Source organism: Desulfobulbus oralis, assembly GCF_002952055.1.
GTDB lineage: Bacteria > Desulfobacterota > Desulfobulbia > Desulfobulbales > Desulfobulbaceae > Desulfobulbus > Desulfobulbus oralis.
Genome location: NZ_CP021255.1, coordinates 1,513,564 through 1,533,909 on the forward strand (window position 1 = coordinate 1,513,564; position 20,346 = coordinate 1,533,909).

Below are 20,346 nucleotides of genomic sequence, written 5' to 3' on the forward strand. Positions count from 1 at the left end.
TTTATTTTCTCTCAACCCCTCCTGTTGCGTTTGGATTGTAAATCCAAGAACCGTAGCTGACCAGTTGTCTGTACGGATAGGCCACATCCAGCACCTGATGCAAGGTTTTCCCGGCAGGCAGATAGGCATCACCCGCTTGCCCGTCTGCACACAACTCAGGGTGGCAAATGATTTCCACCACCCCCTGCGGACGCAGGCCGTCCAGCAAATCTTTGGGGGTGCAAACATATCTGATCGCTGTTCGCGACCGTCGCCTGATAAGCCGGTTGAGCAAATACTTGAACACAGCTTTCCCCGGATGGATATTGTAACCCACATTGCGCGCCAGCCGCACCGGGACACCATGCCCGGCGGCAAAGCTGGCCACGATTGCGGCTATGGGCAGCACATTATGTACATGCTGGTGCGAATCTATATGTGTTGGCCGCAGGCCCTGCTCCACACAAGCCTGCCACTGCGCCTCAAGCTCCGTACGAATGGCTTGAGAGATTTGTCCAGACAGATACAGGCTGTAACGTGGCAGGCTGAAATCAAACTGTCCCCGCACGTTACATAGCGCACTCACCCCTCTAACCGACCAACTTAATGGCTCACCGTAGCTCAAGTTGAAGTGCAGGCCCAGCCTGTCTGCAAGCCCCCGCTGTCTGGCGGCCTGACAGGCCTGTTCAAAGGCGGGCATATTGGCCATCAGAGTGGCGGAGCTGATCACCCCTTCGGCAAAGCCAGCCAAAATGGCGGCATTTTCCCGTTCAGACAAGCCAAAATCGTCAGCATTGGTGATAACAAGGCAGGGCTTGTCCGTTGCTGCATCCGTCATCCGGCTCCATCTCCGCTGCCCGTTTTCTGTGTGTTCAGCCAGGGTTTCAGTCGCAGCCAGAGTTTGTACCCTATGCCCAACAAGAGTCCGCTTGGACGTCTGCTGTACAGGGTCCAGCGATAATGCGGGACATACATACTGCAACGTTCATGCAACTGGTGACTGGAATCCCGCAGGCTAACCCTTGATGCATCCACCCACTGCCAGCCGTCATCCAGTCCCCAGCGAATCCATTCATCCAGTAGCAGGCGGCCGCTGCCTAACCCGGCAAATTCCGGCAGAAAGGCCAAATTGTAATCATACAACCGCCCCTTGTCGAGGAAGCCCAACCGGTAACTGATGCAAGTGCCTTCGTGTTCCATGGACACTACCCTTAAACAGCCGTTTGCCGCCATGCCGGCCAGTGCCGTTTGCATCCAGCACCGGCGCTGCTCACCCGAAAAAATACCGACACACTGTCTACCTTTCCAACTTGCCTGTTCAACCTGGCTGAGGGCATGCAGCACCTGATGCACTGTTTGGGCATCCGGAATGATACGCCGGATTTCAGCGGGCAATTCGACGCTTCGCTTTCGCGCCCTGCGCAGCTTGTAGCGCAGACTGCCGGATGGTTCCTGCCGGTCTGCATCGGTAACTTCATGCACCGGCACCCTGCAGCTCAGGCGTACTTCGGAAAACCAGACCTGCCTGCGCCACTGCTTCAGTCCACCCGCCTCGCCAGCCAGGACACAGAGTTCACTGAACTGAATATGACTAAATGCAAGGCGCTTGCGTATTTCCTGAAAAGCCGCTCCCAGTACCTCTTCATGCTGCGGATGCACTACCAGGACGATGCGATCCGTCAGCGGATACCCCAGATGCCGGATAACCGTGACCTGCAGTCCGGCAATCCTCTCACGACAGCTAATTAGTGGCAAACAGACCACCAGCCTGTTTTCAACAAGAGCGGTCAGCACATGTAAACGCTGAGTATGGCATAGCGCCTGCTCCGCACCAGCCAGCCAGGCCAGACCGTTAAAGGGTGTAGCAGCAGGTACCTGCTCCAGCAGGTGCTCATAGTCGCGTGCGGGAAAATCCCCACCGGTCAGACTGGCATACCAGATAAAGCGGGCACTCAAGGGTGTTCTCCTGGTTCTGCTGAAGCCGACGGCTGCACATTCAGGTTATTCTCGCTGGAGATTTCATAACGAGCAAAGGAAAACACACCAAACAGCCGGTAAACATGGATCACAGTCCCCGTTTCAGCAAAACCCAGCTTCTGATGTATACGCAGTGCCCGCGGATTGTTGGCGTTCACCAACGACCTCGTACGCGTAAAGCCGCGTTCACAGTACTGGTTCCACACCTGCTGCAGCAGATAAATAACGTGACGGCTTGGTCGGTATTCTTTAGCTAGCTCGCCGGCAAACTGGTAAATGCAGTTCTCCGGCACGGGTATTCTGCATTTGTACAGCTGCCGGTCGTAGTAATCCCCTCCTTCGTGCACCCAGAACATCAGGTAAGCATCCTGATGTTCGTTCACGCAAACCTGAGGGTGCGAACCCTGCTGCAGAAAAACCCTGATTGAAGGAATGTAATGGCTGAGGTACTTCTCGAACAGCTTCAGATTATCCGGCTCAATGCGGGCCAGATGCAGCGGCTGGCGCACCTCCACCGACACCTGTGCCAGTGGACGTTCCAGCAAGTAGAGCTTCCAATGGGAAAACACGCAGATCTGAAATAACAGGCGGGCCGAATGCTTCAGCCCCTTGGATCGTGCTTTATTGATCAGCTCAGCGATACGCATGACTGCCCTCCCATTCCAGCTTGAAAATTCCCTGGGCCGGAATATTCAGCTCCAGTTGTGTATCAGTACAGACAAAGGGCAGAGTCTGAATACGACCATCGGCGTCCAGCACGCGCGCCGTCAATTTCTGAGGACAGTTCTGACGCATGTCCACGTGTAATTTGTATACACGCCGAGACTTGTTAACACCCAGCAGCTGTTGTTCATCGCCTTCCCGGGTATGCAGAGCATCCAGCTCAAAGGAGTTGTTGTCTATCCTGTTGACCTGCGACAGCCAGCGCTCCGTCAGAAAGGCCTGCGCCCTAGCAACCGGCTTGGCTTGTAATCGGTCGTTTCTCAGGAAAAAAAAACCCTTCTGGTGATCGGCTTCATCCGCAACATGAAACCAGTTCAGCATGCTCAGCAGACCATCGCTGGATGACTGGATAATTACGGAGGCCCACCACAGGGCGGCAAAGTGGGTGTTTTGTTCATAAGGAGAAACGCTGTTGCCGCTGGAAATATTGGTTTGGTCGATCAGCAGCACCTTGAGCGGACGCCCTTTATCGTCATAACCGACCAAGTCCGCAGCAGCACGGATCGTGTCACTATAAAGCCCCGTAGCATACAGATTGCGTACCATCCATTCGTGCCAGGCAATGGCGTCAATGTCTTCGCCATGTTGCTTCAGCAGTCGTGCCGCCCAGTCGATGCCGCGACGCCTGTATGCATCATCCCGCATCGGGCCGTGCAAGAACCTGGAACTAGCTGGAACAGCCACCTTGACGCCAGAGTGTGTAAAGTCTGGCTGCTGTTTCAGATATGACAGCATGGCGGAAAAATACTCGGCAAAACTCTCATAGCTGGGAAAATTCAGATTTGGCTCGTCGGCAAAGGCCAGATAGTGGATACCGCCTGGTGGCAGTTGCAGACTATCCTGCAGCCAGAGGTGCAAACCCTCGAAGCTTTTACGAGTTGCATGCAAGACCGCGCGCCGGTCTTTGCCCGCCATCAGGGTAAGGCTGCTGTGGATACCCATCTGCTTGGCATAAAAAGATCTAAAATCCAGTTCTCTGCCGTCTCCATTGTCGATGTAATCGACAAAACTATAATAACTGGCTGCCTGCAAATTGAGGCCCTTAAGTGGGGCATGACTGGTGTCCGGAGGAAGCAGATAGGGTAACGCAACACCAATGGCCGGCGTATGACCGCGCGGCTCATGCAGCAGGGTAACGTCTGCACGGCCCGGCAAGCTCACGGAGTTCGACAGATGTTCAGGATGGCGGGCAAAACGATTATCCACGCCATCCAGCCAGAAGGCTATTTTTCCACCTTTGTTGACCGTCATTGACCAGAATTCATCACCGGATGAGGTCGGCAAGGCCACAGAGTCAAAGGCGCTGTATGGTTGCTTTGTTTTCAGCTCCAGTATCTGGCGGTAGTGATCGCTCAGTCGGGTCAGGATGATGCGATCGGCGCCGGAGTGGTACTTTCCTGCAAATATTGCCTGCTGCCGGGCTGGAACCCGAAAATACAGTACCTGCCTCTCCGGGAAGCTCGCCGTCTGATGCACGCGCTCCGGTTCAAAGATGCTCGCTGTGTATTTCCCATGACTGATGCTGTAGTTTCTGAAACTGTAACCGGGAATGACCAGCAGGTAGGGGGCCTGCTCCGGATGCAACCGCATGCTGTGCCTGCCGTCGGTCTGAGTTGCCGGTATCTCAAGAATGTCGGCCAGCTCACCCTTGGCGTTAATCAGGAACAGCTTCTCCGGATTGGCCTCGCTCAACCAGGCATACCGCCATTGAATCTGCAGTTCGTCTTCCGTATCTGGCCGCAGTTCGAGCGTGCCACTGCGCAGGTCCGGCCAGTCCGAGGCAGAGCCGTAGGCCGACTGGAGCAACGCCAGTAGTATGACCAGCACAAACGAAGTCTTTTTTCCGGGAAAAAACAGCCTATGCATTTTTGGGATTCCCAATCAACTGACGCATATCGGTCGGCGTCATCAGCAGCAAGCGATAAAATGACATGGCACTGATTTTACAATACTGTAAAAACATCAGCAGGGCAACAGTCAAGTAAGCTGCGGAGGAGGACAGCGCCGCGCCGGTAATGCCCAGTTTCGGTATGAGCACCAGGTTCAGTCCCAAGTTTAGTACCACGCCGATTCCCGCCATCAAGGACAGGCGTCCTGGGTATCCCTTGCCCAGTAAATCCAGGCGTAGAATACTGGCGTAGCAGAGGGCAAACACTCCCGGCAGCAAAGCCATCAGTGCCGGATAAGCAGGTGCATAATCCACTCCAAACAGGGTGACGATCAGCCATTCGCCCATCAACCCCATGCCCAGGCAGGCGACGAGCATCACAGATGCGGTCACCCGCAAGGTCAGAGGGGTCAGTCGTTCGATACCGCCGCCCTGCTGCAGGAGGCGCTTCATTAAAGGGGTGGTTACTGCTTCAGGGATAATCAGCAACAGCTCGGCGGCAGCACTGGCCATGGCGTAATGTCCAAGCGCGCCAGCAGGCAACAGAAAACCAATCAGCAGGTAGTCGGCACGCAGCAGAATCTGCTGGAACAGCACGTCCCAGTGGCTTTTCGCACCATACAACAACAGATTCCGCTGCGCCTGCGGCTGCCACTTTAGCTGAAAAGCGTGATAACGCTTCAGTCTGTACCACCCCACGACAACGACGGCAACCAGTCCACCAATCCAGCTCACTACAGCAGCATTGAACAACTGCCGTGGCCACAGCCAGGCCAGCAGCAGAAACAGCAGCAACGGTATGCTCGATTCCAGAAGACGTAAAACATTGAAGCAATTCACCCGGCCATCGGCATTATGCAAGATTAGCAAGCCGCTTTTCAGTACAGTCAGCGGCACCAGCGGAATCAACAGCCACAACCAGACACCCAGTTGCCGCACCCTGTCGAGCTCCCGCCCCTGCCAGTTCAGCAACAGAACGGTACCCAGGGTCAGCAGGGTTGACAGCAGGCAGCCATAGATCAGCACCTGAACCAGCAGCACACCCATGTCTTTTTGCCGGGCAGCCTGATAGCCAACCGCCGTATTCAATCCGCCGCTGGTCACCGCGGCAATCAGCTCCGGCAATGCACTCAAAAGGGCGAATAATCCCCTGTCTGCCGGTCCCAGCAGGCGGGCCAGCAAGATGTTCCTGATCAGACGCAGGGCAATCATGCTCAGCCTGGTCCCCATGGTGACCAGCAGATGCCACCTGTAGCCATACTGCTTCATACCCGATCCACCTGCCGGAGACTATTGCGGTAGGCCTGCAAAATCCGCCAAGCCAGCAGTCCCGGCTGTTCGGCCGTTTTCTGGCTGACATCAATTCTGGGCAGGGCAAAACGATTGCATCCCTTACTCACCACACCCGGTTCTACCCCCAGCGCATGGGTATAACCGAAATCGCCGAGCAGTTCGTGCAGATCGGCATGATGGTCACCATTTGGGTAGCAGTACTGCTTCAATGGCCGGACGCAGTGTTGATTGATCAGGCGTTGTGAGGCAAAAATGTCTGCAGCACAGTCTCTGTGCTGCAGAAGTGTCAGGATATGGTGCTCATGTCCATGTGCGCCAAAGCGGATTAGTCCCGAACGCTCCATCTGCGCTACTTCCTGCCAGTTCATGGCGTGCGTGCTACCATCATAAAACAGTTCGTCCGCTAGCCCGTGCAGACGCAGTGGATCAAGCCACTTGAGTTGCCGCACAAAGTCGGCGATCAGCAGGCTTCTGGCCCGGCTTTGCGCCGGGCTGAACAGCTCCGGCATCAGCTGGATACGACTGCCCGTCAACGCCTGCCGCAAAGCATCCTGATCAACGGTCTCCGGATCATGCCACAGGCGTCTGGCAACGGACTCCCACCAGAACCCCCTTTTTTGGCCGATATAGGCAGTGGACAGAAAAATGCTGGCTGGCACCCCCTGCTCCTGCAGAACAGGGAAGGCATAGCGATAGTTGTCCTGCCAGCCGTCATCGAAAGTCAGGGCAAGCACGGGCCTCTCCCCGGCAGGTGCGCAGCTCAGGGCAACCTCCAGTTCCACCAGCTCAAAATGGCGCTGCAAAAAAGCCAACAGCGTGGAAAAACTCTGTCTGTCCACGCAAAGAGGGTTGTTGTGCGGCAGCCGGGCCTCCTCCCTGCTGCCGACTACACGATGCAGCATCAGCACCAGTCCGCACCGGTGCAGGGCCCTGCCTGCCGGCCCGTTAAGGAAAGCCATTCCGGTCAGCCACTTTATGGCATCCTTGATCGTCAACGGCCTACCTGTTCTGCTGAGGATTCCACTGTCCGTACTTTTTACCCAGCATAAATTCGAGACAGCCCACCAGCATACCAGCCAGGGTGATCAGGACAAAACCTGCCAGCCGGACAAGTTTCAGCTTCCGTCGGTGCCCTACCAGACCAAGTAACGCCACACCGTAGCCCGCCAGTTGCAGATATAAAAACAACTCATAACCGATACCTCGCTGCACAAGAAAAAAATTACTCAGCAGCAATGGCAGCAGAAACAGCGGAGACAGGCGGCGGATCAGCTTGTGACTGAACAGCGCCAGTGCATACACCCCGTACCGTATAGGATTGAACAGAGCCCTGCGCGCGGCTAGGCTGTTCAGGCCACCAACGGTAACCCGGATACGGCGACGATACTGTTTGCCGATTTCATCAACACCTGTGTCCAACACCCTGGCCTGTTCGACATAGATGATTTTTTTATCTTGCACCAGGGCACAGGTGCTGATGAAAAAGTCATCATTCACATGCGCCGGGATGGGTTGATAAAGTTCGCGGCGCAAGGCCAGCAGGGCGCCGTCTGCAGATACCATGCAGCCGCATTTGTTTTCTGTCGCTCGCAGCCATGACTCATAAACACGGTACAACCGATCCCCCAAGCCCAATGCTCTGCCGGCTTTGACGACCTGCATATTGCCAGCGGTACAGCCCACAGCGGGATCGGAAAAAGGGCGTAACAGATGTTCTAGGCAGCCGTCCAGCCATTGGTTATCAGCATCGGTAAAAACCAGGATGTCGTTTTGCGCATGGCGAACGGCCTCGTTCAGCACAGCTATTTTTCCGGCGCGGGGCAGGTCTAGATAGTGTCGTCAAACTATGAATAATGTGGTAACACCTCTTCATGTCATTCATAACGGGAGGGGCTATGTACGCACATCGACGACATGATATTTCTGACAGGGTTTGGGAAAACATACAGGCGCATCTCCCCGGCAAAAAGGGGAGCGTTGGTCGCCCGGCCGGAGACAACAGGCTGTTTATCAACGCGGTGTTCTGGATATTGCGGACAGGAGCGCCATGGCGCGATCTGCCTCCTGACCTTGGGGACTGGAAAAATACCCATCGCCGGTTTTGCCGTTGGCGTGACCGGGGTGTTTGGGAAAAACTCCTTGAAGTGCTCATGGTTGAGCCTGACTATGAGTGGCTGATGATTGATGCGAGCCATTGCAAAGTGCATCCCCATGCTGCCGGAGCGGTTGGCGGCAACCAGGCGATGAGCCGCACAAAAGGGGGCTCAACACCAAAATACATCTGGCCGTGGATGCGCATGGTATGCCGCTCAGAGTTGTTGTTACAGAAGGTACCAGAGCTGATTGCAAGGAAGCGTGCGCATTGATTGACGGTTTGAGTGCGGAGGCGCTTTTGGCTGACCGTGGATATGACAGCAATGAGCTTATAGACAAGGTTGTTGAGTCCGGCTGCCAGCCCGTCATCCCACCCAGAAAAAATCGCAAGGAACAGCGCGATTACGACAAAGAACTGTACCGTGTACGGCACCTGGTCGAGAACGCCTTTCTTCACCTCAAGAGATGGCGTGGCATCGCCACGCGTTATGCAAAACGAAGCCTCTCCTTCCTTGCCGCCGTGCAAATCAGATGTATCTCATTGTGGGCAGAAATAATTTGACGGCACCATCTAGTACCTGAATGCGTTCATCGAGACAGGCGCGTGCCCGCTGCACGGTCTGGTCGGTCGAACCATCACTGGCAAATATAATCTGCAGCCTGTCCGGTTGATTGCTCTGCCGTAAAATGGAATCGATTTTAGCCGCGACATGATCCTCTTCGTTGTGCAAAGCCACGATCACGCTGACAGCCAGACGCTCGGGCCGGGCGTAGACAGGTTGACGGTAAGACAGCGAAATCAGCCTCAGCAGCAGCGGATAGCCCAGCACGGCATACAACGGCAGCAAAATACTCAGCCAAAAAATGTAAAACACGTTATTCCTCTGCTTCTACCTGAACAGCGAGCGTATCAGCGCCAGACAACCTATATGCAGACGCAGCCAATGCAATACCAGCAGTTTCATAGTGTAAACCGGCTCCATGCGTCTGGCTGACTGACGCAAGGCCACGACCGCGGCAGGCAGCAGACTACAGGCAAACATCAGTAAAGCCTCCGGTAAACGGGCAGAAAGCAGCAGCAACAAAGCCCGCAGGCTTGTTAGAACGGTCAGCAGACACAGCAGCGGGAAACATAAAAGTCTTAAGCCAGGCGCCTGCCTGAGCAGTTGTATATAGCTGCCCTGACGCCACAACTCCTTGTTCATCCACTCCCGCCATGAGGTTTCATAGCCCCAGTGCAGCGCCGGCGGCTGTGCCAGACTGAGCTGCCGCATTCCTGCCGCATGCAGACGCAAACCAAAATCCTTGTCTTCCCCACTGGACAGTTCAGGATGAAATCCCCCTGAACGCGCAAAAGTTGTTCGCCGCATAAACAGATTTGCAGTTGCCAGCCAGTCGCGTTCACGCGGCCGGCCCGTCTGTGACATGCTTCTTTTCTGCCAGGTCTGTGCATACCAAGGGGCCTGCTTTGGCGTATCGCAGTCAAGGGCAACCACATCAAAGCCGTTCTGCAGACTGTCCAGACAGCGGGATATCCAGTTTTCGGGGACTTCGATGTCTGCATCCAGAAAGGCTAGGTAATCTGCCCGCACCTGGGACGCGCCCAGATTTCGCAGTGCGCCGACAGCCAGTCCGGGGGCTGAAATCACTCTAGCACCCAGTGCCTGAGCCAGTGCATAACCGGCATCAGTTGAACCGTTGTCGATTACGATCAGTTCGCAACTCATACCAGCGGCAGCTGCCGAGTGCAGCGCACTGCACAGGGTTCGCTGGATATGCGGCGCTTCATTGCGCATGGGCACCACAATGCCGAGACTGTTCATCTCCCGTGTTTGCCGTGTGTTTGCACTGCTTCGGCCTGCTGCCGCACGACGCTGGACAGAGCGAGAAACATCCACAGATATTTATGGTTGGGGGTGCTTAAAAACAGCATGAACAGGGCAATACTCAACAGGCCCAGCCCTAGATGAACGGCCAGCTCGGCAGCGGGCCGGTTTTGCTGCTGCAAAAATCCCTGCCGGGCCCGCCGGAAGTTGCCCAATCCGGCAATTATCAGCAGCATGAAGACCATTCCCGCGGGGATACCCATTTCAGCAAAGATTTCCAGATAGGTGTTATGCGCCCGCCGGTAGAGTTCAGGATTGACTAATTCGGCGGAAAAGGCCTTGGCATAACCTGACTGGGCATAGTGCAGCGGGAAGGTGCCCGGCCCCGCCCCTAGAAGCGGATTTTCACCGATCATTTCTCGTCCCACCAACAGGTAGGAAGCCCGCCGGCCGATCGAGGCATCCTGATATGCATTTACACCAGATTTCAGCACACTGAGGGACTTGACTCTATCGATATAATCCTCCGGTACGCTGTACCTGAGCACGGGCACTACCAAGACCAGTCCCAGCATCAGAAAACCAAAATGCTTGGGACTGATTCGCCTGCATCTCCACCAGTGATGCCGGATACCAATGGCTAGGCAGATCACCATAACCAGCAGACCGGAACGAGAGTCGGTTTTTGTCATGCCTGCCAGCAGCAGGAATGTGATGGCCAACCAGAACAGCCGTGCCAGAACAGAGCTGCCCTTCACTGCCATCAACACGGCGGCAGGAACGGCAATGGCTATCAATAGGGCAAAGTAGTTTGCATCCTGCAAGAGGCCGATGGCCCGGCCGCCTGCCTGATACTTGATGGAAAGCAGCGCAATCAGGCAGGTTGCCGCCACGCTCAGGGCAATTCCGGCGTACAGGCGGGACAGATTCAGCGCACGCCCGGCCAGCAGAGTTATAACAAAAAAGGTCATACCGATGGCAAGTTCCCTGAGATTGGCGAGCGAAACCGACAGGTTTTCCGTATACAGCAGGCTTAGAACAATCAAGAGTACAAACGGGATAACAAATCTCCACAACGAGCTGCGTAGATGCTGTGGCGGCGTTTGTTGCAGCAGAAATCGGACGGCCAAAACAGCGATCAGTGCCAGTCCCAGCAGTTTGGCGGCCGAAAAACCCGAGCCCTTGAACAACCCTTCAAAGGGTACTAACAGCGTCAGACCGAACAATCCCCAAGCCGGGTGGCGGTACAAGGCAGCAGCCACAAAGATACCCAACACGACGAAAGGCGCCAGAAACGGCCAAGGGCTGGCCAAGGCAGCAAAGGCCGCCATGCCCAGTATCACACCCACTCCCAGAGTCATCCGCATGAGGCCTGTGCTCCCAAAAGTCTCGTATAGAGCGCTTGCCAGAGACGTATATTATTGTGCAGACTGAATCTTTCCTTCTGGCGTAAGTATGCCTGCCGGCATAGACTGTCAGCCAGCCGTGGTTCATCCAGCAGACATCCGATATTCTGCTCTAGGGCGGAACAATCCTCCGCAGCGGCCAGCAGGCCTTCCTGGTCGTGCCTCACGACATCGGGAATTCCACCCACGGCAAAGGCAGCAACCGGCACACCGGCATGCATACCTTCCAGTAAAATCATGGGAGTGCCCTCAGTGCGTGAGCTGATCACCAGTACGGACAATCGGCTCAGCCATTCATCAATGTCGTTCTGATAACCCGCCAGAGTGACACGTCCGGCCAAACCCTGCCTGTTGATTTCCACCTGCAAGCCCCCACGCATGGGGCCGTCACCCAGCATGACGGCCTGTACCTCCGGCCGCTGCTGCAGTAAGGGAATGACGGCACGCAAAAACAGGTCCGGTCCTTTTTCCCGGCTCAGACGCCCGATAAAGCCAATTAGCGGCTGAAACACTTGCCGTGGTCGTACCTGCCTGACAGGCAAACCATTGGCTATCAGGCTGAGTTTACGTTCCGGCACATGCAGCGTTTCGTGCTGGCGCACAATACTGCCGGCAACACAAACGACATGGCTGACTACAGGTGTCTTGCACAGCAGTATGCTGCTGTACATATACAGCCGCTGTTTCAGGTTGCGCGGCGTAAATCCGTGCTGCGTAAAGACCAACGGACGCTTGCAGCGTCGCGCTGCCTGCCAGGCATACAGCTGTGCCTTGAAGTTGTGAGCGTTCACGACCTGCGAAGAATGTCGTTCCACAATCCGCACCAGTTCTGCCAGAGTACCAATCGTTTCGCAGGCAATACCCATGGCAGAAAAACGCTCCTGCAATTCCTGCGACGGAGCAATAAAAGCCACCCGGCTGTCCAGAGTTGTATCCAGGGCTAGGCAATGGTCGGCCAGCATGCGCTCCGCACCATAAAATCCACCGCTGTGGATAACATGCAATACCCGGTCCATGGTGCTCACTTTTTGATCCAGTGCCAGAACCAGGCCAATGTTCGCGGCTTGTTTGGCTTATGCGTCTCCTCCTGGCCGCAGTCTATCACCAGCAGTATCGGCACTCCCAACTGCTCCATTACCTGTGCCGGTATTTTGAAGGTATGGTCAAAAAACTCTTTAATATAACCCAGTGCAATCGCCAGCAACAGACCAGTCAGCAGTCCCAGTGGAATCATGACAAGCGGCCTGGGGAAAGCCTCTTCGGTTGGCTCATAGGGATAACTCAGAATGCGTGCATTGGACAGCACAGCATCCAGCTGGTTTTGCCCCAGGCTTTCCTCATATCTTTGGGTATAGGCAGAAAATGCCTTGTGCAAGGCATCAATTTCGGTATCCAGCTGGCGTAACCGGCTCTGGATGGCCTGCAACACCTTGATTTGCGATTTCAGCTCGTTTATCCGCCGAATTTTCTGCTGGATGGTTGATTCCAGGATATCCTTTTCCTGGCTGCGCTCAGCAATACGGTTTTCCACGAGACGCAAAAACTGATGGTGGGTATTGGCAAGCCGCTTACGGTGCTCGATCACTGGCTGGCTGGCAGCGGTAAAGGAGATCAGCGCGTTGTCAAGTCCCATGATCTGTTCAACCAGACGCTCACCAACATCCTTGAGTTCCCGGTCTTCATATGCTATGCCACCGATCAGCTGTTTAAAGGTAAAGGGAAAGGCATACTCTTTCTGGCCGATCTTGCGTGCCTCCACCAGACTTTTATTCAGATAATCCAACCAAGCACGGCTTTCCAGCAGACGGTCACGGTATTGGTTCAACGACTGTTCTTCGGTGTTGACGGCGTTCAGGCGAAAGGTGATTTCCTCGGCAGGATGCGAGGCGTTGGCACCTTCCAGAATCTGCTGACGCGTGTGTTCCAGTGCATCAATACGATTCCTGTAGTGCTGTTTCTTCTGTTCGTAAAATTCTTCTGGCAAATTATTGGATTGTAGATTCTGTCGGCTTTGCAGGTAATTGTGCAGCAAACGCTCGACAAAGACCGTGCCTTGGGCAGGGTCACTGGTCGACAGCACGACTGAGATAATATTTGATCCAGGTAGGGTTTCTACTTGCAGTTTTTTCTGGATAGCCTGCAGCGCTTCATCAATGTGAGTATCGCGCACCGAATCGGTTTCCAATCCCAATAGACCGCGCAGCGGATTGGTGACATGTTCACGCAGCGGTGTGGTTACATAGTTTTTGAACGGTTTGAGCACAAATTTTTTTAACAGGGATTCAGGCATGCTGAAGCGCCCTTCTTCGCTCAGTCCCAGTATGGTTTGCCGTACTAGGGTAGTAGAGCGCAGGATGTTGGCCTCGGTTTCCATATCTGCCAGCGAGGTAGGGACGAACTTGTCCGTTTCTGCAGTCAACGAGCTTGCTGAATCACTTTGTGACAGTTTTTTCGACTGCACTATCACTTCTGCCGTAATATCAAAACTTTGCTTCAATAATAGGGGCAGCAGCAGAACAACTGCAGAAAAAATCAGAAAAAATCGCTTAATCAAGCGCCTGTTGGCAAAGAAGATGCGCATGAACTCATGCAGGTAGTTTTCCATCGTTCATTCTCCGACTCTACATCAGTCGCTGTTTTTGTTGTCTACACGATATGAAAAGTTGAAGCCAAATCCCTGAAACAGGATGATGTCAGCCAGTTGTCGGCTGATCTGTCCGGCTTTTGACAGGCGTGTCTGCGGGATATACAACAGGTCGTCCGCCTGCAGATAGGCCATGTACCGGCCTTTGCCGTCGATGGCTTTTTGCACGTCATACAGATAGGCAACCGCCTCATTCCCCTTGCGCCGCATGACCACCACCGAATCCAGGCGCGCCTTGGCATTGGCTCCGTGGGCCAGAGTCAGGGCCTCCAGTACGGAAACCGGACGGTTAATGGTGTAAGCTCCTGGCTGCCCGACCTCGCCCAGCACATAAACCTGATTGGGTATGGTCGATTTGAGCAGCACATCCACACGCATTTGTCCCAGCAGGCTGGCATAGCGCCTGTTGAGTTCATCCCTGAGTTCATCAAGGCTCATGCCTTGCAGTAAGAGGCTGCCGATCAGGGGAAAGCTGGCCCGTCCGTCCGCGCCGACAAGTATTTCCCGGCTCATACCGAAGGCCGGATGATTCAATGTCATACGCAGGTTCTCCAACTGCGCCATAGGTTTGGGTACAGCCACTGCTACAACCGGATTTTTCAGAATCCCTTTATAGTTTTTCAGCAGCAGCAGTCGGACTTCTGCCGTGGTCAGGCCCGCAACAGAGATCCGGCCGACATAGGGCATTTCCACTGTACCGTCCGGCAGGACAAGATGTGTGGCACTCAATTCGTTGGCAGTCAGAAAGCTCATCTCGACATGATCACCCGGCTGGATCCGGTAAGCCTCACTGCTAACGGTGCCTATGTGAAAAATCACATCCAGCACATCCATGGGACGCAGCACCTGGATAATGGGGATAATTTCCTGCACCCACTCATCCTGATCACCCTGCCTGCCTGTCTCAACCTTGTCCGCACTCGGCATGTGAACAGGTAAAACCATATCCTGCTTGCCGGCACAACCCACCAACAATACCAGTATTCCTGTCACCACTATCCGTGTCATCATAAAAACCAGTCATTAAAGTTTGTTGTAAAACCACCCCGGCGTGTAATATTTGCGGTCGTTAAAAATACAGCCGGCAACATTGGCACCGCTCTGCTCCAAGCGCTGCCGTGCCGCCTTGGCCACCTCCCAGCGAGTTTCCTCTGCCCGGATCACCAGTATCAGCGCATCCGCCAGGGAACAGTTTTCTACTGCACTGTTGTTGGCATATACGGGATCGGCATCAATAATGACAAAACGGAACTGTTCGACCAGACGGGCTAGAACCGCGACCAGTTCCCGACGGGTTATCTCTTTGCCCTGCCTGCTTGGTAACAGGTACAGTTCCTGCTCGTCCAGCCGCAATACATGTTTTCGCGCATCGGCAGAGTCCGCTATCAACTCCCATAAATCTTTATATTCCTGTTGTGCGAACGCTCGGGTTAGGCTGTTTTCAGCACTGCTGAGATCAACCAGCACTATCGGTTCACCTGTAGATTGCTGCAATTCACTGGCCAAAGTCAATACACTGGTAGTAACTCCCGCACCAATATTGGGTGCGGTCAGCAGTAGAATTTTATTTCCAACATCTTTAACCAGCCCCGCCAGATTGACCTGACTTGCTTTATATGCGGCGGCGATCTTACCTGCTGTCGTCTTCATTTAACTCGCTCCATGTCCAGCGAGAATGCTGAAAAAGGTTTTCAGCAGGATTTTTATGTCCTGCCATGGTCCCTGATTGGCGATATACTGTAAATCCAGCTCGACCCGTGCGGTAAATCCTATGTCGCTTCGTCCGGAAATCTGCCATAACCCAGTGACGCCCGGATAAATGCCGAGTCGAGCAAGATGTTCTTCATCATAGGTTCGAGCATGAAAGGAGGTTGGACGTGGTCCGACCAAGCGCATGTCCCCCAGCACGACATTGATTAAATTGGGCAGCTCATCCAGACTGCTGCGCCGCAGAAATGTCCCGATTTTCGTTACGCGTGGATCGTGGTCAATTTTGAAGTCAAGGGCATTGACCCCATGCTTGTTCAAATGACGAAGAGAATCTTTGAGCGCCTCGGCATCCTCGACCATGGTCCTGAATTTGTACATACCAAAACGTCGGCCGCAAAATCCGGTACGCTGCTGGATAAAAAACACAGGACCTTTGCTGGTAGTCTTGATCAGCACAGCAAGCAGCACAAAGAGTGGACTAAATAGCAGTAACAGCAGCAAAGCAGTAGTTGCTCCAAAAAAACGCTTGGTTTTTGACAGTGTCCAAGGCGTGCCCGGTTTGTTGCCGAAAATCCAATCCCGCTGCTCAATCCGGACAGCATGGGCTATTTTTTGTCTGAGTTCAGGGTTACGTCGCCGCTCTGTACACACTTAGAATATATCCGTAACTAGTTCTAATTTTTGGGTTCTTCTCAGGAAACGGTGCATAAAAGCAGCTTAACAAATTAAAAAACATGAGTTCTTTTAGATAGATAGCGGCGGCCAGCCAACAATCTATCCAGAGAGGAACTCATGCTTGTAGAGCAGATAATCAAACAGACGGTTGATTTGCAAGGTTTTCGAGTACATACGGTTACTAAAGACCCAGGCGGCCTGGTAGCCGAACTTCGCCCTGATACCCGGCATCGAATACGCTGTGGAACATGTGGTCGCCCGGCCGTTTACCGTGACATGCGTGATGTTCGCTTTTTCCGCCACCTGCCTCTGTGGAATATTCCGGTGTGGTTTCGCTATCAACCTCGCCGGGTGCACTGCTCCAGATGTGGCGGCGTCCGCACGGAGCAGCTTCCCTGGGTGACAGGCAAGCAGCGGTTGACCCGTGCCTATAGTTGCTTTCTGGCCAAATGGGCTGAGATGCTGCCTTGGCACTCGGTCGCCAGGCTGTTTGGCTGTGCCTGGGGCACGGTTGCCACAGCGGTCAAAAGCATGGTCAAGTATAGCATGGAACACCGTGACCTCAGCGGCATTACCCATATCGGTATTGACGGGATTTCGCGAAAAAAGGGGCAAGTCTACCTCACCAATGTGTACGATCTCCGCTCAAAGACATTGATCTGGAGCGGGGTTGAACGGACCAGGGATACCTTGCGCAGCTTTTTCAACTCTCTCGGGCCGGAGCGGGCAGGCAAGCTTCAGGGTATCTGCTGCGATATGTGGCAGCCCTGTGTCGAAGTGATCAGGGAATGCGCTCCGCAGGCAAGCCTTGTTTTCGATAAATTTCATATTGTTCGCCACCTGATGGCAGCGCTTGACCAGGTCCGTCGTGATGAGATCCGTGAGAAAGGCAAAGAACACAAGAACCTCATGAAAGACAGTCGGTACATCTGGCTCAAGACCCCCTGGAACCTGACGCCAAAACAGCGGGTCAGACTCAGCAGCCTTGAGCATATGAACTTGAAGATCAACAGAGCCTGCCTCCTCAAGGAACGCTTTCGTGATCTATGGTCCTACAAAACAAAGCTCTTCATGGCAGCGTTCACCTCCATGCTGGAGGCGTCGATGCCCAGATATTTCCCGTTAAGCAGATTGGCCTGCTCCAAAATCCGCAGCACAAAGACAAACATTTCGTGATGCACTTCCAGCGGCAGGAGCCCCCGGATGCGGCACAGGGAAGAGTGATCAGGCACGGATTCGGTGGGGCCGAGCTGGAGAAATTCGCGCAGAGAAAGGGAATCGGCACAGCGCCAGCAGATGCCGCGCTCAGAGTCGATGCCCTCGAAGCAGCCGATCAAAAGCATGCGGAAATACCGGCCCGGCGGGATGGACCTGCGGCCGGGTTTTTCGGCATAGAAGGGAGCGCACAGCTTTTCGAGGAAGGCGTCAAATGCTTCCTGGTGCAGGAGCTTCTGCAGCCGCTCGTAAAAGACATGCCCCTGACTCTGGGGCAGCTGATCATGGATCAGCCACATGCTCTTCTGCTCTGCCTGCCTCCGGCCAGGACTCATACTGCCTCCCCGACACAATTTGATCGCCTGTGCACCATTATGCCTTGCCTGAAGACTTTTTCAACGGGCTGCTATGGCGCTTGCATCAAAGCGGTCCCTCGCGGCTTCCACAAAGCAGGCGCAGCACAGGCTTTCTTGTTCTGCGTTACAATCCCGCCCCACCCACGTCAACCCCAAAGGGCATGCCGATATTGGCCAGTCTGAAGATCAGCATGATGGTCTGGTCGCCGGGACTGCGGTCGGAAGCCAGTTCAACCGACCAGCATGCCGGCTGGTAGACCAGATGGAATTTCTCCTCTATGGTGACCTTCTGTTCGATGGCCCGTTCTATGCTGTAGCCCAGAGCGAAATCGTAGGGCAGGAGATACCAGATGCTGCCGCTGACCGAGTTGATGTTCAGCTTCTCGTTATAGCGGTAGTCAACGCCAAAAACATCGCCCCTCCCGCTGCGGTAGTCGGCCTCGATGGCATGTTCGGTGCCATTGCCATAGACATCCAGTGCAGCGGTGTAGAACAGGCGCGTATTCGTGAGTGGATAGAAGCCAGTTTTGAGCTCCACCGGGGTCAGGGGCGTATCACTCATTTCGCTGCGCATGTCGTAGCCCTGGCGGGCTTTGAAAAAGACCAGATCCCGTTCATCGCTGTCATGGCCGAACAGGGAGAAAAAGTTGTTGACACCGTAGTAAATGGTGTTGGCCTCCTCAATCTCGTCCACGGTGTCGAACTGGGGCAGGATATCCGTATCCGGAATCTTCAGATACGTATATTCGACAAAGGGCCGGATGGTGTGGCCGAGACTGTCGCCGTGATTGTCTGTCGCCCCGTATTCGCGGTACAGGGTGGTGCTGATTTCGCCGCCCAGTCTGTACAGCCAGCGGTTGACTGTATCGTCGTTTTTCCAGTCCGTTGCCCCGCCGTCATCAATGGTGTAGAAGGTTTCGCGGATGCCGCCATGCACGGAACTTTCCAGGTATCTGCTGATCGGCAGATTCGTTGAAATTTCGGGGAAGAGGTCAAAGCGCTGGGCGCCGACGCCCTTGTCGCGCCAGAAATGGGTATAGCTGCTGTCCCAGGAAATATCGGCGGAGGATGAGGCGATGGGCCGCAGGCCGGAATAGCTCAGTGATGGCAGCTTCCAGAACTGGGAAGGCTCGTCGGCACTGTAAACCCGGTCGCTGACATCGTTGATGGCCATGAATTCGGCCTGAAAGATCGAGCCGTCTTCAAAGGAACGCAGCACTTTGGCGGTGTTTTCCCGGTACTGGTCCAGTTTCTGTTCAAAGCTGCGGCCAAAGGCATTGTAGTAGAGGCGGTTATTGGCGTTGAATGCGGTTGAACCGGAGTTGAATTCGCGCAGATAATCCTTGTCCGAAACCACATCGATATCCAGACGTGTAATCCAGTCGCCAAAGTTCTGATCGGCCTTGCCCCTGATCCAGTACCGTTCCACGTTGCTGTGGGAAAAGCTGCCGTCCCGATAATAGGCTTCTTCCGACGGATCGCTCAGATCATCGTCCAGATAGTGCCCTCTGAACATGCCCTTGCTGCTTTCATCGGTGGCATAACGAAATTCACCGCCCATCATAACCCCGCGTTTGGAAAAGTAGCGGGGGTACAGGGTGATGTCGGCAGTGGGCGAGAGATTGACGAAAAATGGCGTTTCCAGTCCAAAGCCATCACGGTCGGACATGTACCAGGCGGGAAAGAGAAAACCGGTCTGGCGCTCATGCTTGGCAGGCAGGATCATGTAGGGCGAATAGAAGACGGGAATGCCCTTGACCCGGAATACGGCATGCTTCATCACCGCATAGCCGCCGTCGGTGATCTTGGTGTCGGCCGCGCCGAAACTCCAGGGCGGCTCCTGCCCATCCTGCAGCCTGCAGGTGATAACCCAGCCGTCCTCGATATGGTAGGTGAGGTCGCCCGTTTTTTCGATCGTGCGCCCTTCCAGGTGCAGATCCAGCTCCTGCCGTACAATTCTGGCGTTTTCAAAGGAACCGGTCGAGTTTTTCAGATTGATGCTGCCACTGTCGGCGGCCAGTTCATCTCCCTTGACGTTGATCAGGACGTTGCCCCGGATTTTGGCCTGACCCATGGCCACGTCGTAGGCAACCCAGTCCGCCTTGATGGAGGTGGTTGTGGTGACTGCCGATACTGGCTGGGCTGCTCTGTTTTCGTCGTCCAGGTCCCCGGAGTCAGCGCCAAGCAGATCGTCCCATTTGGAAGAGCTATCCTTTGGCGCGACAGCTTGTTTTTCCTTTTTTTCCAGAATGACATGACCCTCGGCAATCACACTGGCAGGGTTTTCATAGCGGACCATCCTGTCCGCCGTGATTTCCCACTCCTCTGCATTCATTTCGGCGGCGCAAAGTGGCGTATGCCATATCAGCGCGGGTATGAGCAGGAAGGCTGGGCAGTACCAAAATTGAAAAAACAGGCGGCGCGCGTTCAAGGCAATCATTCCTGGCAGTATGTCAAACGGTATTGTAAATGAGATGAAACTAAATGACAAAAATGTCGGACGATTGTATAAAACAACCTGAAAAAGCAAGCAATTATACCATTGCGGCAGTGTACGTGG

At 54.4% G+C, this 20,346-nt stretch carries 17 protein-coding genes and 2 pseudogenes; 2 read left to right on the forward strand and 17 right to left on the reverse strand.

Annotated elements, in window-relative coordinates; all coding sequences use genetic code 11:
* Position 1: 1 nt before the first annotated feature.
* The 7 genes and pseudogenes from CAY53_RS06685 to CAY53_RS06715 all read right to left on the reverse strand — a co-directional run.
* Positions 2 to 817, reverse strand: a complete 816-nt coding sequence (locus CAY53_RS06685; RefSeq protein ID WP_104936468.1) for a carbohydrate deacetylase — start codon at positions 815 to 817, stop codon at positions 2 to 4.
* Entirely contained in the window at positions 814 to 1,935 is a 1,122-nt protein-coding gene (locus tag CAY53_RS06690; RefSeq protein WP_017865553.1) for a GNAT family N-acetyltransferase, read from the reverse strand. Before CAY53_RS06690 ends, CAY53_RS06685 begins: the two co-directional genes overlap by 4 nt.
* Positions 1,932 to 2,603, reverse strand: a complete 672-nt coding sequence (locus CAY53_RS06695) for a GNAT family N-acetyltransferase (RefSeq protein WP_104936469.1) — start codon at positions 2,601 to 2,603, stop codon at positions 1,932 to 1,934. The genes CAY53_RS06690 and CAY53_RS06695 overlap by 4 nt, the downstream gene beginning before the upstream one ends.
* Entirely contained in the window at positions 2,590 to 4,545 is a 1,956-nt protein-coding gene (locus CAY53_RS06700; RefSeq protein ID WP_104936470.1) for a hypothetical protein, read from the reverse strand. The genes CAY53_RS06695 and CAY53_RS06700 overlap by 14 nt, the downstream gene beginning before the upstream one ends.
* Positions 4,538 to 5,836 carry a lipopolysaccharide biosynthesis protein gene (locus tag CAY53_RS06705; protein ID WP_104936471.1) on the reverse strand — a complete coding sequence of 433 codons (1,299 nt, stop codon included), beginning with the start codon at positions 5,834 to 5,836 and terminating at the stop codon, positions 4,538 to 4,540. Before CAY53_RS06705 ends, CAY53_RS06700 begins: the two co-directional genes overlap by 8 nt.
* Positions 5,833 to 6,819 carry a polysaccharide deacetylase family protein gene (locus tag CAY53_RS06710; RefSeq protein ID WP_146106441.1) on the reverse strand — a complete coding sequence of 329 codons (987 nt, stop codon included), beginning with the start codon at positions 6,817 to 6,819 and terminating at the stop codon, positions 5,833 to 5,835. The genes CAY53_RS06705 and CAY53_RS06710 overlap by 4 nt, the downstream gene beginning before the upstream one ends.
* Positions 6,820 to 6,859: 40 nt before the next feature.
* Positions 6,860 to 7,690, reverse strand: a pseudogene (locus CAY53_RS06715) (glycosyltransferase); the annotation flags it as partial.
* A gap of 65 nt (positions 7,691 to 7,755) precedes the next feature.
* On the opposite strand from CAY53_RS06715, the gene CAY53_RS06720 reads away from it, so the two are divergent.
* Positions 7,756 to 8,516 (forward strand): IS5 family transposase gene (locus CAY53_RS06720; RefSeq protein ID WP_219842626.1). Its coding sequence is split into 2 segments (ribosomal slippage): positions 7,756 to 8,113 and positions 8,113 to 8,516, totalling 762 coding nucleotides; the frame shifts between segments, so codons are not numbered across the junction.
* Here CAY53_RS06720 and CAY53_RS06725 read toward each other — a convergent pair.
* Genes CAY53_RS06725 through CAY53_RS06760 form a run of 8 tightly spaced genes read right to left on the reverse strand, consistent with a single transcriptional unit; the run spans position 8,482 to position 16,191 of the window.
* The gene (locus CAY53_RS06725; protein WP_245874751.1) at positions 8,482 to 8,829 is read right to left on the reverse strand and encodes a glycosyltransferase; all 348 of its coding nucleotides are present in this window, start codon (positions 8,827 to 8,829) and stop codon (positions 8,482 to 8,484) included. The genes CAY53_RS06720 and CAY53_RS06725 overlap by 35 nt on opposite strands.
* A 15-nt stretch (positions 8,830 to 8,844) precedes the next feature.
* Positions 8,845 to 9,777: a glycosyltransferase family 2 protein gene (locus CAY53_RS06730; RefSeq protein WP_104936473.1), complete on the reverse strand. Its 933-nt coding sequence runs from the start codon at positions 9,775 to 9,777 to the stop codon at positions 8,845 to 8,847.
* Entirely contained in the window at positions 9,774 to 11,147 is a 1,374-nt protein-coding gene (locus tag CAY53_RS06735) for an O-antigen ligase family protein (protein ID WP_104936474.1), read from the reverse strand. The genes CAY53_RS06730 and CAY53_RS06735 overlap by 4 nt, the downstream gene beginning before the upstream one ends.
* Positions 11,138 to 12,202 (reverse strand): glycosyltransferase family 4 protein, encoded by a 1,065-nt coding sequence (locus tag CAY53_RS06740; RefSeq protein WP_245874911.1) that lies wholly within the window; start codon positions 12,200 to 12,202, stop codon positions 11,138 to 11,140. The genes CAY53_RS06735 and CAY53_RS06740 overlap by 10 nt, the downstream gene beginning before the upstream one ends.
* Positions 12,203 to 12,207: 5 nt before the next feature.
* Entirely contained in the window at positions 12,208 to 13,791 is a 1,584-nt protein-coding gene (locus tag CAY53_RS06745) for a GumC family protein (protein WP_104936476.1), read from the reverse strand.
* A 21-nt stretch (positions 13,792 to 13,812) separates the two neighbouring features.
* A complete protein-coding gene (locus CAY53_RS06750) occupies positions 13,813 to 14,838 on the reverse strand; it encodes a polysaccharide biosynthesis/export family protein (protein ID WP_425430778.1) in 1,026 nt (341 codons plus the stop codon).
* 15 nt (positions 14,839 to 14,853) lie between these two features.
* Positions 14,854 to 15,480: a cellulose synthase operon protein YhjQ/BcsQ gene (locus tag CAY53_RS06755; RefSeq protein ID WP_104936478.1), complete on the reverse strand. Its 627-nt coding sequence runs from the start codon at positions 15,478 to 15,480 to the stop codon at positions 14,854 to 14,856.
* Positions 15,481 to 16,191 carry a sugar transferase gene (locus tag CAY53_RS06760; protein ID WP_104936479.1) on the reverse strand — a complete coding sequence of 237 codons (711 nt, stop codon included), beginning with the start codon at positions 16,189 to 16,191 and terminating at the stop codon, positions 15,481 to 15,483. It abuts the gene before it with no gap.
* Between the two features lie 141 nt (positions 16,192 to 16,332).
* Here CAY53_RS06760 and CAY53_RS06765 point away from each other — a divergent pair, with 141 nt between their 5' ends.
* Complete coding sequence (locus CAY53_RS06765; protein ID WP_104936480.1) at positions 16,333 to 17,391, forward strand: ISL3 family transposase; 1,059 nt, start codon at positions 16,333 to 16,335, stop codon at positions 17,389 to 17,391.
* A gap of 35 nt (positions 17,392 to 17,426) precedes the next feature.
* Here the strand turns inward: CAY53_RS06765 and CAY53_RS13465 are convergent.
* Positions 17,427 to 17,765 (reverse strand): annotated as a pseudogene (locus CAY53_RS13465) (transposase); the annotation flags it as partial.
* Between the two features lie 145 nt (positions 17,766 to 17,910).
* A complete protein-coding gene (locus CAY53_RS06775) occupies positions 17,911 to 20,121 on the reverse strand; it encodes an LPS-assembly protein LptD (protein ID WP_181040209.1) in 2,211 nt (736 codons plus the stop codon).
* Positions 20,122 to 20,346 lie beyond the last annotated feature (225 nt).

Coding starts and splice junctions, on each gene's coding strand:
- CAY53_RS06740 (WP_245874911.1), bottom strand. CDS start 12,202: ATGGACCGGGTATTGCATGTTATCCACAGCGGTGGATTTTATGGTGCG.
- CAY53_RS06730 (WP_104936473.1), bottom strand. CDS start 9,777: ATGAACAGTCTCGGCATTGTGGTGCCCATGCGCAATGAAGCGCCGCAT.
- CAY53_RS06700 (WP_104936470.1), bottom strand. CDS start 4,545: ATGCATAGGCTGTTTTTTCCCGGAAAAAAGACTTCGTTTGTGCTGGTC.
- CAY53_RS06685 (WP_104936468.1), bottom strand. CDS start 817: ATGACGGATGCAGCAACGGACAAGCCCTGCCTTGTTATCACCAATGCT.
- CAY53_RS06775 (WP_181040209.1), bottom strand. CDS start 20,121: ATGAATGCAGAGGAGTGGGAAATCACGGCGGACAGGATGGTCCGCTAT.
- CAY53_RS06695 (WP_104936469.1), bottom strand. CDS start 2,603: ATGCGTATCGCTGAGCTGATCAATAAAGCACGATCCAAGGGGCTGAAG.
- CAY53_RS06710 (WP_146106441.1), bottom strand. CDS start 6,819: ATGGCTTTCCTTAACGGGCCGGCAGGCAGGGCCCTGCACCGGTGCGGA.
- CAY53_RS06745 (WP_104936476.1), bottom strand. CDS start 13,791: ATGGAAAACTACCTGCATGAGTTCATGCGCATCTTCTTTGCCAACAGG.
- CAY53_RS06750 (WP_425430778.1), bottom strand. CDS start 14,838: ATGACACGGATAGTGGTGACAGGAATACTGGTATTGTTGGTGGGTTGT.
- CAY53_RS06755 (WP_104936478.1), bottom strand. CDS start 15,480: ATGAAGACGACAGCAGGTAAGATCGCCGCCGCATATAAAGCAAGTCAG.
- CAY53_RS06765 (WP_104936480.1), top strand. CDS start 16,333: ATGCTTGTAGAGCAGATAATCAAACAGACGGTTGATTTGCAAGGTTTT.
- CAY53_RS06735 (WP_104936474.1), bottom strand. CDS start 11,147: ATGCGGATGACTCTGGGAGTGGGTGTGATACTGGGCATGGCGGCCTTT.
- CAY53_RS06705 (WP_104936471.1), bottom strand. CDS start 5,836: ATGAAGCAGTATGGCTACAGGTGGCATCTGCTGGTCACCATGGGGACC.